Origin of the sequence: Carboxydocella sp. ULO1 (assembly GCF_002049255.1) — a bacterium.
In the GTDB taxonomy this organism is placed as follows: domain Bacteria; phylum Bacillota.
Map to the genome: position 1 here is coordinate 24,089 of NZ_BDLQ01000010.1, position 17,978 is coordinate 42,066.

At 43.0% G+C, this 17,978-nt stretch carries 18 protein-coding genes; all 18 read left to right on the forward strand.

Features of this window, described 5'->3' with window-relative positions; genetic code table 11:
• Positions 1–40 precede the first annotated feature (40 nt).
• The 18 genes from ULO1_RS02550 (at position 41) to ULO1_RS02635 (ending at position 17,876) form a co-directional block, all read left to right on the forward strand.
• Positions 41–826 (forward strand): electron transfer flavoprotein subunit beta/FixA family protein, encoded by a 786-nt coding sequence (locus ULO1_RS02550; RefSeq protein WP_078664447.1) that lies wholly within the window; start codon positions 41–43, stop codon positions 824–826.
• A 16-nt stretch (positions 827–842) separates the two neighbouring features.
• Complete coding sequence (locus ULO1_RS02555; protein WP_078664448.1) at positions 843–1,826, forward strand: electron transfer flavoprotein subunit alpha/FixB family protein; 984 nt, start codon at positions 843–845, stop codon at positions 1,824–1,826.
• An 87-nt stretch (positions 1,827–1,913) separates the two neighbouring features.
• Positions 1,914–3,878, forward strand: coding sequence for a heterodisulfide reductase-related iron-sulfur binding cluster (locus tag ULO1_RS02560; RefSeq protein ID WP_079932928.1), 1,965 nt, complete (start codon positions 1,914–1,916; stop codon positions 3,876–3,878).
• Positions 3,879–3,898: 20 nt separating this feature from the next.
• Positions 3,899–5,080: an acetyl-CoA C-acetyltransferase gene (locus ULO1_RS02565; RefSeq protein WP_079932929.1), complete on the forward strand. Its 1,182-nt coding sequence runs from the start codon at positions 3,899–3,901 to the stop codon at positions 5,078–5,080.
• 19 nt (positions 5,081–5,099) lie between these two features.
• Positions 5,100–5,405 carry a DUF742 domain-containing protein gene (locus tag ULO1_RS02570; RefSeq protein WP_078664451.1) on the forward strand — a complete coding sequence of 102 codons (306 nt, stop codon included), beginning with the start codon at positions 5,100–5,102 and terminating at the stop codon, positions 5,403–5,405.
• A 12-nt stretch (positions 5,406–5,417) separates the two neighbouring features.
• Complete coding sequence (locus ULO1_RS02575; protein ID WP_079906889.1) at positions 5,418–6,599, forward strand: acetyl-CoA C-acetyltransferase; 1,182 nt, start codon at positions 5,418–5,420, stop codon at positions 6,597–6,599.
• A 24-nt stretch (positions 6,600–6,623) separates the two neighbouring features.
• Positions 6,624–7,478 carry a 3-hydroxybutyryl-CoA dehydrogenase gene (locus tag ULO1_RS02580; protein WP_078664453.1) on the forward strand — a complete coding sequence of 285 codons (855 nt, stop codon included), beginning with the start codon at positions 6,624–6,626 and terminating at the stop codon, positions 7,476–7,478.
• 20 nt (positions 7,479–7,498) lie between these two features.
• Complete coding sequence (locus tag ULO1_RS02585; protein WP_079932930.1) at positions 7,499–8,281, forward strand: short-chain-enoyl-CoA hydratase; 783 nt, start codon at positions 7,499–7,501, stop codon at positions 8,279–8,281.
• Positions 8,282–8,306: 25 nt separating this feature from the next.
• The gene (locus tag ULO1_RS02590) at positions 8,307–9,446 is read left to right on the forward strand and encodes an acyl-CoA dehydrogenase (protein WP_079906892.1); all 1,140 of its coding nucleotides are present in this window, start codon (positions 8,307–8,309) and stop codon (positions 9,444–9,446) included.
• Positions 9,447–9,463: 17 nt separating this feature from the next.
• Positions 9,464–10,612 (forward strand): acyl-CoA dehydrogenase, encoded by a 1,149-nt coding sequence (locus ULO1_RS02595; RefSeq protein WP_078664456.1) that lies wholly within the window; start codon positions 9,464–9,466, stop codon positions 10,610–10,612.
• 53 nt (positions 10,613–10,665) lie between these two features.
• Complete coding sequence (locus ULO1_RS02600) at positions 10,666–11,196, forward strand: cob(I)yrinic acid a,c-diamide adenosyltransferase (RefSeq protein ID WP_159446582.1); 531 nt, start codon at positions 10,666–10,668, stop codon at positions 11,194–11,196.
• A gap of 20 nt (positions 11,197–11,216) precedes the next feature.
• Positions 11,217–12,164 (forward strand): methylmalonyl Co-A mutase-associated GTPase MeaB, encoded by a 948-nt coding sequence (gene meaB / locus ULO1_RS02605; RefSeq protein ID WP_078664458.1) that lies wholly within the window; start codon positions 11,217–11,219, stop codon positions 12,162–12,164.
• Positions 12,165–12,188: 24 nt separating this feature from the next.
• Positions 12,189–13,832 carry a methylmalonyl-CoA mutase gene (locus ULO1_RS02610; protein WP_078664459.1) on the forward strand — a complete coding sequence of 548 codons (1,644 nt, stop codon included), beginning with the start codon at positions 12,189–12,191 and terminating at the stop codon, positions 13,830–13,832.
• Between the two features lie 19 nt (positions 13,833–13,851).
• Complete coding sequence (locus tag ULO1_RS02615) at positions 13,852–14,256, forward strand: cobalamin B12-binding domain-containing protein (RefSeq protein ID WP_078664460.1); 405 nt, start codon at positions 13,852–13,854, stop codon at positions 14,254–14,256.
• A gap of 39 nt (positions 14,257–14,295) precedes the next feature.
• Positions 14,296–15,588: an acetyl-CoA hydrolase/transferase family protein gene (locus tag ULO1_RS02620; RefSeq protein WP_078664461.1), complete on the forward strand. Its 1,293-nt coding sequence runs from the start codon at positions 14,296–14,298 to the stop codon at positions 15,586–15,588.
• Positions 15,589–15,620: 32 nt separating this feature from the next.
• The gene (locus tag ULO1_RS02625; RefSeq protein ID WP_078664462.1) at positions 15,621–16,160 is read left to right on the forward strand and encodes a nitroreductase family protein; all 540 of its coding nucleotides are present in this window, start codon (positions 15,621–15,623) and stop codon (positions 16,158–16,160) included.
• Entirely contained in the window at positions 16,150–17,298 is a 1,149-nt protein-coding gene (locus tag ULO1_RS02630; protein ID WP_200806922.1) for a Xaa-Pro peptidase family protein, read from the forward strand. Before ULO1_RS02625 ends, ULO1_RS02630 begins: the two co-directional genes overlap by 11 nt.
• A 17-nt stretch (positions 17,299–17,315) precedes the next feature.
• Positions 17,316–17,876, forward strand: a complete 561-nt coding sequence (locus ULO1_RS02635) for a DUF1405 domain-containing protein (protein WP_078664464.1) — start codon at positions 17,316–17,318, stop codon at positions 17,874–17,876.
• The last annotated feature ends 102 nt before the right edge of the window (positions 17,877–17,978 follow it).

Here is a 17,978-nt window from a genome sequence, read left to right on the forward strand (position 1 = left end):
TAATAATCAGGTGTAATAAACCAAGAGGGAGGTATTACCATTGAAAATCGTTGTATTGATGAAACAGACTTTTGACACAGAAACAAGAATCTCTCTAGATGCAAATGGTAAAATCGATAGTACTGGCGTCAATTATGTTGTTAACCCATACTGTGAGTTTGCTGTTGAGGAAGCACTAAGAATTAAAGAGCGTTTGGGTGAAGGAGAGGTAATTATCTTATCCGCTGGTCCTGATCGAGTCGAAAGTGCAATCAGACAATGCCTGGCAATGGGAGCTGACCGGGGTGTGCTGATTAATGATCCCGCCCTGGAAAATGGAGATGAGTATACTTACGCTCTTGCTTTAGCAAAGGCATTACAAACCATGGAGTATGATCTAGTACTGGCCGGATTTCAGGCTGTAGATGATGGTTCCGCTCAAGTTGGACCAAGAGTTGCACAGCTTTTAGATATACCGCAGGTTACTATTGTTACCAAGATAGAAATAGAAGATAAAAAAGCCGTAGTAACCAGAGAAATCGATGACGGTGTTGAAATCATCGAAGTACCTTTGCCAGCCCTCTTTACCGCGCAACAAGGCCTGGCTGAACCAAGGTATCCTTCCATGAAGGGAATTATGCAAGCCAAGAAAAAGCCTTTGCAGGTATTGACTTTGCAAGATATCGGCGTATCCCCTGACGAAGTGGGCGCCAGTGGCGCCAGAGTAAAAGTTGAAGAATTTTCTTTGCCAGCTCCACGGCAAGCCGGAAAAATTATTGGTGGCGATCCCAGGGAAGCTGCAGTAGAACTCGTTAAATTATTAAGAACTGAAGCAAAAGTGATATAACGGGGAGGGTAAGGTAATGGCAGGAGTACTGATTTTTGCCGACCAAAAAGAAGGTAAATTTAGAAAAGTAATTTTTGAAATGCTGGGTGAAGGCCGTAAACTGGCTGACCACCTAGGTGAAGAATTACAGGCTGTTTTAATGGGGCAAAACGTTGAAGAATACGCTACCGTTTTAGGGGAAGCAGGAGCAGATAAAGTTTTTGTGATTGATGACCCTCTCTTAGCCAACTATACCACCGACGGATTTGCAAACGCCCTGGTTAAACTGATTTCAACAGAAAATCCATCTATAGTTCTGTTCCCTAATAATGCTGTTGGTAAGGATTTGGCTCCAGCGGTGGCTCAAAAATTAAATGCCGGTCAAGCTTCCGATGTAATTGCTATCGAATATGATAATGGATTACGCTTTAAGCGGCCTATTTATGCAGGCAAGGCTTTTGCCCATGTTAGTTTTACATCTAATAGAACCATGATTGTTACCATTCGGCCCAAAGCTTTTGAAGCTGCTACACCTCAGCCCGGCAAACAGCCAGCAATTGTGCGTTATGCCAGTGAGCTAGATGCCAGCAGTTTAAGGCAAATAGTTAAAGATGTAGTCAGAAAAGCATCAGGACGCGTCGAGCTCACCGAAGCAGATATTGTGGTGTCCGGTGGACGTGGTATGAAATCAGCAGAAAATTTCAAGATTCTGGAGGAACTGGCTGATGTGCTCGGTGCTGCTGTTGGTGCTTCCCGCGCTGCAGTTGATGAAGGTTGGCGCGAGCCCCAGTATCAGGTAGGGCAAACAGGTAAGGTAGTATCACCTACCCTCTATATAGCCTGCGGTATTTCCGGTGCAATTCAGCATCTGGCCGGGATGAGCAGTTCCAAATATATTGTAGCCATTAATAAAGATCCTGAAGCAGAGATTTTTAAAGTTGCCGACTATGGTATTGTAGCCGATCTTTTCGAAGTTGTGCCAGTATTAACCGAAGAATTCAAAAAAGCTCTGGCAGAATAAAAAAGAGAAAGAAGGCCAGCCGAAAGATAGGGGGTATATTTTCTGGAAAGGAGGGCGTTCTACGTGGTTCCAAGCAGACAACTTGGCATGTATCATGAACAATATATCGTTATGTGGTCCCTCTTGGTATTAACATTAATTGTCTTTGCTAAAGGAATTTACGAAAGATACAAAGTTTGGCAGGTTGGGCAGCCTGAAAAGAGATGGCAAAGTGAGCATACCAGCTGGAAACGTTTTTTATCCAATAGTTTTGGTCACTTGCGCCTATTAAGGGATAAATATCCTGGTATAATGCACTGGCTGATTTTCTGGGGATTTGTGGTTTTTGCGATCGGTACCTTATCTGTCATGTTAGAAGAAGATTTTAAAATTCCGATTTATCGTGGCTCATATTATCTTGTCTTATCCTTCTTACTGGATATCTTTGGTGCCGGTGCCATCGTTGGCTTGCTCATGGCTTTATGGAGAAGGTATGTAATTAGACCTCCAAGGTTGGACTCAAACCCAGATGATGGTGTTACCTTACTGTTAATACTTGGTATTATTGTCACCGGTTTTATATTAGAAGGACTTCGTATCAGTTTCACTAAAGATCCTTGGGCTGGATGGACGCCAGTTGGATTCATGCTTGCAAAGTCTTTTTCTCAAATGGCTGAAACAGCCCAGAGAAATTTGCATCAAGTAATCTGGTGGATACATTTGTTACTAACCTTTGGTTTTATCGCCTATATTCCGCACTCCAAGTTGTTTCATATCATTACTGGCTCACTTAATCAGTATCTGGCTAAAGATAAAGCAGCACAGGCTCTTGTACCATTGAACCTGGAAGATGAAAATATTGAACAATTTGGCATTGCCGAAATCCAGCAATTTACCTGGAAACAGTTAATGGACGGAGATGCCTGTATTCGCTGTGGCCGCTGTCAGGATAACTGTCCTGCCCATTTAACCCAAAAACCCCTTTCTCCGAAGAAATTCACTCAGGACCTAAAAAATCACCTTTATGAGAGGGTAGAAAAATTCAGACAAACTAATGAAGAGATTGGTGGACTGGCACTGGTCCCTGAGGTTATCGAAGAAGATGTAGTTTGGTCTTGCACCACTTGCCGTTCCTGTGAAGAACAGTGTCCTGTTTTTGTTGAGCATGTACCCAAAATCGTTGACTTGCGCCGAAATTTGGTAATGATGGAGAGCAATTTCCCTTCAGAAGCCCAGCTGGCCTTTAGGAGCATGGAAAATAATGGCAATCCCTGGAACATCGGCTGGAAATCCCGGGCTGATTGGGCTCAGGAATTAAGTGTTCCTCTTCTGGTTGAAGATAGTGAGGTGGAATATCTATACTGGCCAGGTTGTAGTGGTGCTTTTGATAACCGAAATAAAAAGGTTGCCATAGCAGTAGTTAAATTATTGCAAAAGGCTGGCGTATCTTTTGGTATTTTAGGGACCGAAGAAAAATGTTGCGGTGATTCAGCCCGACGTCTTGGCAATGAGTATCTCTTTCAAAACCTGGCTCAAGAAAATATTGAGACTATGAATGGTTATGGAGTAAGGAAAATCATAACTTCTTGTCCCCACTGTTATAACACGATTAAAAATGAATACCCCCATTTTGGCGGAAATTATCAAGTTTACCACCATTCAGAATTTTTGGCTCAATTGCTCAAAGAAGGAAGACTCAAACCTCAGAAAAAATTGGATTTACAATGTACCTACCATGACTCCTGCTATCTTGGGCGTTACAACGATATCTATACAGAGCCTAGAGCTATCCTTGATACTATCACCGGTCTAGCCGTATTGGAAATGGAACGTAACAGGGAAAAGGGCTTTTGTTGCGGTGCCGGCGGCGGCAGGATGTGGCTTGAAGAACATATTGGTAAAAGAATTAACTTGGAAAGAACAGAACAGGCTTTAACGACTGGAGCCAATACCATTGTAACCGCTTGTCCCTTCTGTTTAACAATGTTAGAAGATGGTACCAAAATGAAAAATGTAAATGAAACCATCAAGACAAAAGATTTAGCTGAGTTATTATGGGAAAGTTTAAATTAAATACATTGGGGGGTAGGGAAATGAAAGAAGTAGCCATTGTAAGCGCTGTACGTACTCCGATTGGCACTTTTGGAGGCAGTTTAGCCGGAATTCCGGCCGTACAGCTAGGAGCAACTGTAATAGCTGAAGCCATTAGAAGAATTAATCTCGAGTTTTCACAAGTAGATGAAGTTATTATGGGTAATGTTCTGCAAGCTGGCCTGGGTCAAAATCCTGCGCGCCAGGCAACGATTTCGGCTGGCTTACCGCTGGAAACTCCGGCAATTACCATCAACAAGGTCTGTGGCTCAGGTTTAAAAGCCGTTGCCTTAGCTGCCCAAAGCATTATGACAGGAGATAACGAAATCGTAATCGCTGGCGGCATGGAGAATATGAGCAGCGCTCCATATCTTTTGCCTAATATTAGAAATGGTGTGCGAATGGGGAACAGCCAGGTAGTAGATAGCATGATCAAAGATGGCTTGTGGTGTGCATTTACCGATGTCCATATGGGCATTACAGCCGAAAATATTGCGGCAAAGTATGGAATCACCAGAGAAGAACAGGACAGCTTTGCTTTGCAAAGCCAGCAGAAAGCTGCTGCTGCCATTCAAGCCGGCAAATTCCAGGCTGAAATTGTTCCCGTTAACATCCCACAAAAAAAGGGCGAACCGATTATTTTCAGTCAAGATGAACACCCTCGTCCCAATACCACTCCGGAAGCTCTGGCTAACTTAAAACCAGCTTTCAAGAAAGATGGTACTGTGACTGCTGGTAATGCTTCTGGAATAAATGATGGAGCAGCAGCATTCGTTTTAATGTCAGCGGAAAAAGCGCAGGCATTAGGTTTCAAACCACTAGCAATGATTCGTTCCTATGCATCAGCTGGTGTAGATCCTGCTATTATGGGAATTGGTCCGGTTCCTGCCACACTTAAAGCCTTAAAGAAAGCAGGTCTAAGCATTCAGGATATTGGGCTCGCTGAAGCCAATGAAGCTTTTGCCGCTCAGGCTTTAGCAGTAATGAAGGAATTGGAATTGAATCCCAATCTTACCAATGTAAACGGGGGAGCTATTGCTTTAGGTCATCCTATAGGGGCGTCGGGGGCTAGAATACTGGTTACATTAGTATACGAATTACTGCGTCGCAATACAAAATATGGTTTAGCTACACTGTGTATTGGCGGTGGTCAAGGTATTGCCATGATTATTGAGAAGGTTTAAGCTGTAAGGAGGCGGTAAGATGGCAGCATATAAAAGCTTATCCCAGCTTACCTGGAGCATTCTGTCATCCCGCAAAACCAAATCCAATTATATACCACCATCCAGTACAAACATCGAGGAACTAACCGACGGTCAGAGAGAATCGGCCAAAAAAGCAATAGAGTGGCTAATTTCGAAAGCCCCCCATACAGTTACAGAAATAGCTGAACATTTTGAAATGTCGACTGTTTTAGTTGCTGTCCTTGTTAGTGAGCTGATAAAAGCTGGAAGAATCCGGGTGCAAGCAGCTAATCCTGAATTGTTGGAGCTTAATGAAAACAACTAGGAGGTGAGTGAATTGGCAGAAACAGTAATAGTTAGTGCAGCCCGAACCCCTTTTGGTAAGCTTGGTGGCGGGCTTGCCCCCCTGTCTGCTACAGACTTGGGTGGAATTGCCATTGCTGAGGCAATAAAACGGGCTGGTATCCCAGCCGATCATATTGATAATGTAATCATGGGCATGGTTTTACAGGGGGGAGCTGGTCAAATCCCCAGTAGACAGGCAACGAACAAAGCTGGATTACCCTGGGAAACCCCATCAGAAACTATCAATAAAGTCTGTGCCAGTGGTTTAAGGGCTGTTACTATGGCAGATCAACAAATTCGCAGCGGTGACGCCAGCATTATCGTTGCTGGTGGCATGGAAAGTATGTCCAATGCCCCCTATTTCCTTAAAAAAGCCCGCTGGGGTTATCGCATGGGTCATGATGAATTAATAGATCTAATGGTACATGATGGTTTATGGTGTGCTTTCCATAACCGGCATATGGCAGTACACGGAAGTGTTGTAGCTGCAGAATATGGTATCAGCCGGGCTGAACAGGATGAATGGGCGCTTCGAAGTCATAATCTGGCAATTAAAGCTATTGATTCCGGGATAATGGCACAAGAGATTATTCCCGTTACTATTCCGCAAAAAAAAGGTGATCCCAAAGTAATAATTACAGATGAAGGGCCAAGGCGAGATACCTCTCTTGAACAACTGGCAAAATTACCGCCCGTTTTTGACAAAAACGGTACTGTTACAGCCGGCAATGCTCCAGGTGTTAATGATGGTGCTGGAGCTATGGTGTTGATGAGTTCCGACAAAGCCAAAGAACTGGGTGTTCAACCTCTGGCTAAAATAATCGGGCACGCTTTTGTTGCTCTAGAAGCCCAGTACATTGCCACTGCCCCGGGACACGCTGTTAATAAATTACTGCAAAAAAATAATCTTAAAATATCTGATATAAACCTATTGGAAATCAATGAAGCATTTGCGGCAGTTCCCTTGGTTAGCCAGAAAATTGCAAACTGGAATCCTGAATTAGTTAATGTAAACGGAGGAGCAGTAGCCTTAGGTCATCCCATAGGCGCCTCCGGAGCAAGGATAATTATGACTCTAATTTATGAACTGAGACGGCGTGGTGGCGGCTACGGTATTGCCGCTATCTGTTCCGGTGCTGCTCAAGGTGATGCTGTTTTAATAAAAGTAGATTAATTAATTGATTGGGGGTAGAGGGACATGGAGATTAAAAAGGTAATGGTTGTTGGAGCCGGACAGATGGGCAGCGGAATAGCTCAGGTAGCTGCTCAGGCAGGCTACCAGGTAATTTTGAATGATATTAAACCGGAATTTGTTGAAAGAGGCCTTTCTGTAATTACAAAAAACTTAGCCAGAAATGTGGAAAAAGGTAAAATTACTGAAGATGAGAAAAATGAAATCCTTGGTAGACTAACCAGATCCATTTCCTTAGAAGACGCTCATGACGTAGATATTGTGATTGAAGCTGCAGTAGAAAAAATGGAAATTAAAGCTGATATTTTCCGTAAACTGGACGAAATTACACCAGCCCATGCTATTTTGGCAACCAACACCTCTTCATTACCAATTACTGAAATCGCTGCCTGCACAAGACGACCGGAGAAGGTTATAGGCATGCACTTTATGAATCCGGTTCCTGTAATGAAGCTGGTGGAAATCATTAAAGGTTTGGCGACCGACCAGGAAGTCTATAAAATTGTGGAAAACATGAGTATTAAAATGGGAAAAGTTCCTGTGGAAGTTAATGATTCACCGGGTTTTGTTTCTAACCGGGTCTTGTTGCCAATGATCAATGAAGCAATTTACTGTGTGTACGAAGGAGTAGCTACTCCGGAAGCTGTCGACCAGGTGATGAAACTTGGTATGAATCATCCCATGGGACCCCTGGCTCTGGCAGATTTAATCGGTTTAGATACCTGCTTATCCATTATGGAAGTTCTTTATGAAGGCTTTAAAGATTCCAAATATCGCCCCTGTCCCTTGCTGCGGAAAATGGTTAAAGCCGGTTGGCTGGGCCGTAAAACAGGCAAAGGTTTCTATGATTATTCCAACTAATGTAGTAGGGGTGGTAAAAGATGCAATTCAATAATTTACTGGTTCAAAAAGAAAATAATCTGGCTATTCTAACCATTAACCGCCCTGCTGCTTTAAATGCCCTTAATGCGGACACCCTCCATGAGCTGGGGCAAGCAATTCAAATGTTAACTGAAGACGAGGAAGTTAAAGTCATTATCTTGACCGGGGCAGGAGAGAAGGCTTTTGTAGCAGGCGCTGATATTGCTTTTATGCAGCAACTGGACCCCATTGCGGCAAGGCAGTTTGCCTTAACCGGCCAAATGGTATTTAATCAGATTGAATCCTGTCCTAAACCTGTGATTGCTGCTATTAATGGTTACGCCTTAGGAGGCGGCTGTGAGCTGGCAATGGCCTGTGATATCAGAATAGCCAGTGAAAAAGCCAAATTTGGCCAACCGGAAGTCAATCTGGGAGTCATTCCTGGTTTTGCTGGCACCCAGCGTTTGGCTCGGTTGGTTGGTAAAGGTAAAGCTAAAGAACTGATCTTTACAGGGGATATGATCGATGCCCAGGAGGCTTATCAGATTGGCTTAATTAATCAAATCGTCCCTCATGATCAGCTAATGGACCAAACAAAAAAAATGGGACTAAAAATTGCTAACAAAGCTCTAGTAGCGGTTCAACTGGCAAAAAGGGCTATCAATGAAGGTTTGGAAATGCCTTTAGAACAGGCAAACTATCATGAAGCTAATTACTTTGGCTTGTGCTTTGCAACAAATGATCAAAAAGAAGGGATGGCCGCCTTTTTGGCAAAAAGACCACCACAGTTTCAAGGCAAATAAATCACGTGGGGAGTAGGGGATTCATATGAATTTTGATCTCACGGAAGAACAACTATTGCTAAAAAGAATGGTCAGAGAATTCGCTGAAAACGAACTCGCACCCAAAGCCGCATACTGGGATGAAACCGGAACCTTCCCCCGGGAAAATCTCAAAAAAATGGCTGAACTTGATTTAATGGGCATGCCTTTTCCCGAAACGGTAGGCGGAGCGGGAATGTCCGTACTGGATTATGTCCTAGTATTAGAAGAAATCGCTAGAGTTTGCCCAACAACAGCAGTAATACTAGCCGTTCACACTTCAGTAGGGACTATGCCGATTTACCTTTTCGGTAATCAACAGCAGAAGGAAAAATATTTAACAAAACTTTGCCGTGGCGAATACCTGGGAGCTTTTGCCCTCACCGAACCAACTGCCGGCTCTGATGCCACCAAAATCAAATGTTCTGCTGAAGACAAAGGGGATCACTACATTGTAAATGGTACCAAGATTTTCATTACTAATGCCGGTGAAGCCGATGTTTACTGCACTTTTGTTGTTACAGACAAAACCAAGGGCCATCATGGTATTAGTTGTTTACTTATAGAAAAAAATACTCCTGGTTTTAAAGTAGGAAAGATCGAAAAGAAAATGGGTCTTAATGGTTCCAAAACCGGTGAGTTGATATTTGAAAATGCTATAGTTCCAAAAGAAAATTTACTGGGCCAAGAAGGTGAAGGGTTCAAGATCGCCATGTCTCTTTTAGATGGTGGCAGAATTGGGATCGGAGCCCAGGGAATAGGGATTGCCCAGGGAGCATATGATTATGCTTTAGCTTACACAAAAGAACGCAAACAATTTGGCCAACCCATCAGTAATTTTCAAGCTATTCAATTTAAGCTGGCTGATATGGCAACCAGAATTGATGCTGCCCGACTTCTAGTTTATCAGGCTGCCTATTTGCGGGATCAAAAACTGCCTCATAGCAAACAGGCCAGTATGGCCAAAATGTATGGAACCGATACTGCAATGTGGGTAGCAACAGAAGCAGTACAAATTCTTGGTGGCTACGGGTATATCAGGGAATACCCGGTAGAGCGGTATTTCCGTGATGCCAAAATTACGCAAATCTATGAGGGTACAAACCAGATCCAGCGTCTGGTAATTGCGAAAAATATATTAAAGTAACAAGGGGGTAGAGGATTTTGATTTTCAAGCTCACAGAAGAACAGGAAATGTTACGCAATATGGTCCGGGATTTTGCAGAAAAGGAATGTGGACCTACTGCAGCCGAAAGGGATGAAAAAGAAACTTTTGATCGGTCTATTTTTGATAAAATGGCCGAACTGGGACTTACCGGGATTGTGTTCCCCGAAGAATATGGTGGTGCTGGTGCTGATTATATAAGTTATGCTATCGCCGTCGAGGAACTTTCCCGGGTAGACGCTTCAGTTGGTGTCACTCTGTCCGCCCATACTTCCTTAGGCTCCAACCCCATTTACAAATTTGGGACTGAAGAACAGAAACAAAAATACCTGGTACCCTTAGCCGAGGGCAAGAAAATGGGCGCTTTTGGTTTAACTGAACCCTTCGCTGGTTCTGATGCTGGAGGTACCAGAACTACCGCCGTACTTGATGGTGATGAATGGGTTCTGAATGGTACGAAAATCTTTATTACCAATGGCGGAGAAGCTGAAATATATGTTGTCTTTGCCATGACCGATAAAGAAGCTAAACCCAAACACAAAGGCATAAGTGCTTTTATCGTGGAAAAAGGCACACCTGGTTTCACTTTCGGTAAAAAAGAACACAAACTGGGTATTCGTTCATCACCGACCATGGAGCTGGTTTTTGACAACTGTCGTATCCCAAAAGAAAATCTTCTGGGACAACTGGGTGAAGGGTTTAAAATAGCCATGGTAACCCTGGATTATGGAAGAATTGGTATTGCTGCTCAGGCTTTAGGCATTGCCCAGGGTGCATATGAAGCAGCCTTAAATTATGCTAAAGAAAGAAAACAATTCGGTCAGCCTATTGCCAATTTCCAGGCAATTCAATTTATGTTAGCAGATATGGCTACTGAAATTGAGGCTGCCAGATTATTAGTTTACCGTGCTGCATATCTGGCCAGTCAGGGGGTAAGAATCAGCAAAGAGGCTGCCATGGCCAAAATGTATGCCTCAGATGTAGCAATGAAAGTAACAACCAATGCTGTACAAATCTTTGGCGGTTATGGCTATACCCGTGAATTCCCGGTAGAACGCATGATGCGGGATGCTAAAATAACCCAGATCTATGAAGGTACAAATGAAATTCAACGGGTAGTTATTAGTGCTAATATTTTAAAGGAATAGGGTTGGAGGTTTGCCTTCAACCCCTTTTCCCATTGAAAGGAGATTGTACCCTTGTGTGCAATCAGCGCGGAATAATCTGGACCATTACCGGAGACGGCAAAGGCAAAACTACAGCTGCTTTAGGTCAGGCTCTCAGAGCACTAGGGCATAACCAAGCGGTTGCAATTATTCAATTTCTTAAGGGTAGTAATATCTATGGTGAATACAGGTTTCTTCAGCAATTAGCAAATAAGCAGCTACTGATAAAACAGGTTGGTTTGCCGACCTTTGTGCGCAAAAACATTGCTGACCAGATCGATCAAGATTTGGTACTCCGGGGTTGGTTCCTGGCCCGGTCTCTGATTGAAACATCCTATAATCTGGTCATTCTCGATGAGATTAATGTCGCCCTTGATTATGGTCTTTTAGCGATAGAAGACGTTATAAAAACCTTAACTACTAGACCTGCCACCGTTAGCATTATTCTTACGGGTAGAAATGCACCCCAGGAAATTCTGGCAATTAGTGATACAGTGAGTATTATAACCAATGGAAAACACCACTATGAACAGGGGCTTATGGCCCAGGCGGGAATTGAATTCTAGCCCAGTTAGGCGGTGAAAAAATGCACTCGTTAGTTGAAGGGTTGTTGCAGGGTAATAAACGCAGTGCGGCAAAATTGATCACTATCATTGAAAACCAAGAGCCGCAAAAAGAAGAAATGTTAGCCCAAATCTTTCCTCATACCGGTAATGCTTTTATTATTGGCATTACTGGCTCACCTGGAGCAGGCAAAAGCTCTCTGGTAGACTCCTTGATTCGAACTATCCGCTCCGAAAATAAAACCGTAGGTATTATCGCTGTGGACCCATCCAGTCCCTTTACAGGTGGAGCTCTGTTAGGAGACCGCATACGCATGCAAGAGCACGCTTTAGATCCAGGAGTTTTTATCCGCAGCATGGGCACCCGCGGCAGTTTAGGAGGTTTAGCCCATACTACCAGAGATGCTCTGCGAGTTTTGGATGCTATGGGGATCGATGTTATCTTAATAGAAACTGTGGGAGTAGGCCAATCAGAACTGGATATTATGAACGTGGCTGACACCACCGTCGTAGTCCTCACCCCTGGAGCAGGGGATCACATCCAGACAATAAAAGCCGGAATCATGGAAATTGCCGATGTTTTCGCCGTTAACAAGGGAGACTTACCCGGAGCAGATAAAGTCGTGACTGAAGTAGAAGCAATGCTGGATTTAGGCTGTCATACTAGCTGGCGCCCTCCAGTCATCAAAACTTCAAACTTAAAACAGCAAGGAATAAACGAACTTTGGGAAGCTATCAATAAACATAAACAATTCTTAATAGCTAATGGGTTATGGGAAGAAAACAGAAAAAAAAGGTTTGAACAAGAGGTATTAGAGATTGTGGAACTGGAACTGCGGAAAACAATTCACAAAAAAGTGGTAGATACCCCATTAATGCATGAAATTTTACAACAAGTACTTGAAAGAAAACTTGCTCCTTACAATGCAGCGATCAGTATTATTCGTCAAGGGTTAAATTTGAAAATATAAAGGTTAGAAGGGAGTTGGCGTTGCATGAATAAAGAAAATTTTAATAAGTGGCAAGAAAAATTTACTAACGCTGCAAAACGAGATTCTTCTTTTACTACTGTATCAGGTCTGCCTATCAATCCTCTTTATACCCCAGCCGATGTAGCTAATTTTGATTATGAAAAAGATTTGGGTTACCCTGGTGAATTTCCTTATACTCGTGGTGTACAAACCACCATGTATTTGGGTAGATTATGGACTATGCGCCAGTTTGCCGGTTTTGCGACAGCAAAAGAATCCAATCAGCGCTATAAATTTCTTCTTTCTCAAGGCCAAACTGGCTTAAGTGTGGCATTTGACATGCCCACCATAATGGGATATGATTCCGACCATCCCAGAGCCTATGGAGAAGTTGGCCGGGTTGGGGTAGCCATTGATTCTCTCCAGGATATGGAGATCTTATTTGATGGAATTCCTTTAGATAAAGTAAGCACTTCAATGACTATTAATGCTCCAGCTTCTGTAATCTGGTCAATGTATATAGCAACTGCCGAGAAACAGGGAGTACCATCCCATAAACTAACCGGTACCATCCAAAATGATATCTTAAAAGAATATATAGCTCAGAAATCCTGGATCTTCCCCCCGGAACCTTCTATGCGCCTGATTACCGATATCTTTAAGTTTGCTAAAGATCATGTGCCAAAATGGAATACTATTAGTATTAGTGGTTACCACATTCGTGAAGCTGGTTCTACTGCCGTTCAAGAATTAGCATTCACCCTGGCTGACGGTTTTGCCTATGTAGAAGCTGGCATCGCAGCTGGCTTAGATGTTGATGACTTTGCTCCTCGTCTCAGTTTCTTCTTCAATGCCCATCTCGACTTTTTCGAAGAAATTGCCAAGTATCGTGCTGCCCGTAGAATCTGGGCCCGGAGAATGAAAGAAAAATATAAAGCCAAAGATCCCCGTTCCTGGTTACTTCGCTTCCATACCCAAACTGCAGGCTGCTCACTGACAGCCCAACAACCGGAGAACAACATTATTCGTACCGCTTATGAAGCACTAGCCGCCGTTCTGGGGGGAACGCAATCCCTGCATACTAACTCTATGGATGAAGTTCTGGCATTGCCTACGGAAAAAGCTGTAACCATAGCCTTACGCACTCAGCAAATAATCGCCCATGAAATTGGGGTAACTAACACCATTGACCCGCTGGCAGGTTCATACTTTGTTGAAGCCTTAACCAATAAAATGGAAGAAGAGGCTGAAAAATATTTTGCCAAGATTGAGGAACTGGGTGGGGTGTTAAAGGCCATTGAAAAAGGTTTCTTCCAGAAGGAAATTGCTGATGCTGCTTATGAATATCAAAAAGCTATTGATAGCAAACGGCGAATTGTGGTTGGAGTCAATCAGTATGTCGATGAAAATGAAAAACTGGATATTGAAATCCTCAAGATTGACCCCCGAATCGAACAGGAACAAGTTGCTCGCCTGCAAAAACTAAGAGAAGAGCGGGATAATCTGCGGGTTCAAGAGTGTTTGGCTGAGCTGAGAAAGGCGGCCAATACTTCCGATAACCTCATCCCATATATTCTCAACTGTGTCAGATGCTATAGTACTTTAGGGGAAATTATCCAGGTAATGCGCGACGAATTTGGCGAATACAAAGAACAACCTTTATTTTAATCACTGGGGGAGGATAGTCATGGAACAGAAGAAAAAAATTAGAGTTTTAGTAGCCAAACCTGGCCTGGATGGACATGATCGGGGAGCAAAAGTGATTGCCCGGGCCTTGCGTGATGCCGGTATGGAAGTCATCTATACTGGCCTACATCAGACTCCGGAACAGATCGTACATGCGGCCATCCAGGAAGATGTTGATGTAATTGGCTTGAGTATACTATCCGGTGCCCATATGACCCTTTTCCCGCGGGTCAAAGAATTGTTGAAAGAACAAGGAGCAGATGATATAGTCTTAATAGGTGGAGGAACTATCCCTGAAGATGATGTTCAACAATTAAAAGAAATGAATGCAGCTGAAGAGATCTTTACACCCGGCACCCCGCTTGAGGACATAGTTGCATGGATTAACAATCGTATCGGGAATTAAAACTACAAACCTTATATTTGGCAGTAGGGGGAGTAAGAGATGTCGCAGCATCAGGAACAGTATCGAAGAAAGTTAATTAGCGCAGAGGAAGTAGTTTCTCTGGTAAAAAACGGCGACCAAATCTGGGCCCCTGTGGGCGCGGGCGAACCCCAGACTATTTTTGCAACAATTGCCAGTAATTATAAATCCCTTTTCAATGTAACAGTCAATCAAATTCTGCCCTTAAAACCCTTTTTTGCCAAAAAAGAAATGGCACCTCACATTCGCTATAACTCATGGTTTACCAGTGACATTAATCGTACAGCCGTCAATGAAGGCTGGGCCGATTTCACCGCCAACAATTTCCACGAGGTTCCTAAACTACTACGCCTTTACTGGCCAGTAGATATAGTGATGGCAAGCGTATCTCCCATGGATAAACATGGATACTTCAGTTTAAGCTTAAGTGTAGATTACACGTTTGAAGCAATTAAAAAAGCCAAAATGATTATCCTGGAAGTTAACCCCAATTATCCTCGTACCCTTGGTAATTGTTTTGTTCACATATCTCAGGTGGACTATATTGTTGAGAGCAATGCTCCAGTACCTATCCTGAATATCCCGCCAATAACAGAGGTTGAACAGAAAATTGGAGAATACATTGCAGATTTAATCGAAGATGGCTCCACTCTACAAATAGGTTTTGGTGGTATCCCCAATGCAGTTACTGCCGCCTTAAAAAATAAAAAGAATTTAGGCATTCATACTGAAATGATTACCGATGGTATGGTCAACCTTGTTGAGTGGGGTGTGGTAGATAATAGCCGTAAAACATTACATCCTGGCAAAGTCATCGGCACTTTTGCTATAGGTACTCAGCGGCTTTATGACTTCCTGGATAATAACCCGATGGTCGAAATGCATCCAGTGGACTATACCAATGACCCATATATCATCGGTCGAAACAATCAACTGGTAGCAATCAATGCCTCGATTGAAGTTGACCTTTTGGGACAATGTTGCTCTGAATCCATGGGCCATTATCAATGGAGTGCTACAGGCGGTCAGGCGGATTTCTTCAGAGGTGCCAACATTTCCCCTGGTGGCAAGGGGTTCGTTACTCTAGCTTCTACTGCCAAAAATGGTACAGTAAGTCGAATCGTCCCCGAGCTTAAACCCGGAGCTGTTGTAACCACCAGTAAAAATGATGTGGATTACGTTGTAACCGAATACGGCGTTGCCAAATTAAGAGGCAAAACAGCTCGGGAAAGAGCATTAGAGCTGATTAATATAGCTCATCCTGATTTTCGGGCTGAATTGAGAGAAGCTGCCCGGAAATATAACCTGATTTAAAAAGTATTGACAAGGTTATGGGAGGGATTAAAATGGATCTGTTTCAGGCAATTAGAGAAAGGAGAAGTATCAGAAAATATGAAGAACGTCCGGTTGAAAAAGAAAAAATAGATCTGATTTTGGAGATGGCTCGCCTTGCACCTTCCTGGAAAAATATGCAATGCTGGCGCTTCCTGGTGATTGATAAAGCTGAAAATAAGCAACTGATGTTATCCGCTTTTCCTGATGACAATCCAGGTAAGAAGGCTTTAGCTCAAGCTCCTGTAGTGATTGTTGTCTGTGCCAATCCCAGGGAATCTGGTATTGAAGAGGGAAAGGAATACTACCTGGCCGATGCAGCCATTGCTTTTGAGCATATCTGCCTCAGCGCTACAGCTCTGGGGCTGGGAACTTGCTGGATGGGCTGGTTTGATGAAAAAACTTTAAAGCAATCTTTAAATATTCCAGATGAATATAAAATTGTCGGGGTTACTCCTTTAGGTTATCCCGCCCAAGCTCCTAACCCCCGTCCCCGCAAATCTCTGCAGGAAATCGCATATTATAATGAATGGGGTTCTGGATATGATGGATAGAATCCAAATACTACAACAAAATTTACAGTCTAATGAAATTGATGGTGCCCTCATAGTCTCTGCTATCGATGTATATTATTACAGTGGTACCCGTCAGAATGCTTTACTCTGGGTACCTGCCAGCGGGGATCCTTATCTTTTGGTTAAAAAAAGCTTTAGTCGTGCTTTTCAAGAGTCCTTTTTAGATAATGTCGAACCTCTAAAATCTCTGAAAGAGCTACAAAAGTATATAGGTCAGGCTAAAAAAATCGGTTTAACCCTGGACGTATTACCAGCCCAAACCTACTTCTATTATCAAAAACTTCTGCCTGAGTGTATTTTTCAAGATATCTCCACCCTGGTTCGGGAACAGCGTTCAATAAAGTCATCCGCTGAATTGGAAATAATGCGAAAAAGCGCCAGCATTCTTTGTCAGGTTTTTAAAGAAGTGCCTGATTTCCTGCGACCGGGAGTCAGGGAAATTGATCTCGCCGCAGAGTTTGAATATCGTGCCCGCAAAGCTGGACACGAGGGTTTAATCCGTCTAAGAGCATTTAACCAGGAATTGCATTCCGGACATGTACTTGCCGGGAAGAATGCAGCCTTCCCATCGTTTTTTGATGGACCAGTAGGCGGAAAAGGCCTTTCCGCTCCCTACCCCCAGGGCCCTTCCCGTGATGTCGTTCAACTAAATGTGCCGATTGTTTTTGATTTCGTCTGTGTTTATGAAGGATATATGGTAGACATGACCAGGATTTTTTGTCTAGGTGATCTTGATAACAAGTTAAAACAAGCTTTCAATGCAGCTTTGGAAATCCAGAATACTCTGGTCCAAAATTTAAAACCAGGGGCAGTAAGCGGTCAATTGTTTGATCAGGCCTGCTCTATTGCTGAAAAATACGGACTGCAGGATAATTTCATGGGCTATAAAGAAGAACAGGCCCGTTTTGTCGGTCATGGGGTAGGATTAGAATTAGATGAACTGCCGGTAATCGCCCTGGGAGTCAAAAACGCTTTGCTGGCAAATCAAACCATCGCCTTAGAGCCCAAATTTATTTTCCCGGAACTGGGAGTAGTAGGTATTGAAAATACTTATCTCGTAACAGAACAGGGTGGCGAAAAACTGACAGCACTGGATGATGTAATATTTTATCTCTAGTCGGAGGCTCAAAAATAATGATCAGTTTCTTATGGCGCAAGGAAGTACTACTTATACTGGCGCTTGCCAATGGCCTGGGGTCAATTTATGGTTACTACTGGTATCATCATCAACTGGCAGTTTCTCCCTGGTACTTATGGCCAGTTATACCTGATAGCCCTTTGTCAGCCAGTTTGTTTACCTTATTTCTTATTTTTCTAATCTGGAAAATTAATCTGCCCTGGTTATTTTTGCTAGCTAATTTAATGATGATAAAATATGGGCTCTGGGCTGTGATAATTAATTTAGATGTCTACTGGAGCGGACATTCCTTTGCCTGGGAAAATCTGCATTTAACCCTTTCCCATGCTGTCATGGCCCTTCAGGGTATACTTTTTCTAAGAAAAATTCGATTTGCATTCAGCGATTACTTCATAGCGTCCGGGTGGCTAATTCTCAACGACTTTATCGATTATTTCTGGCAAACCCATCCTTATTTGTTTTATGCTGAGCAAATCACAATTGCCCAGACAACCGCAAGTTTACTAACAGGTATAGTGATAATATATGCCGCCAAACGCTTGATAGCCGTTCAGTAGCTTTATTAGCCGCTAAGACGGCTTTTTTTGTTACTTGGCTGAAAAAAATAGATTATTAGCAAGATAAAAGTTTACAATATATATTAGGATAGTAGGCAGAAA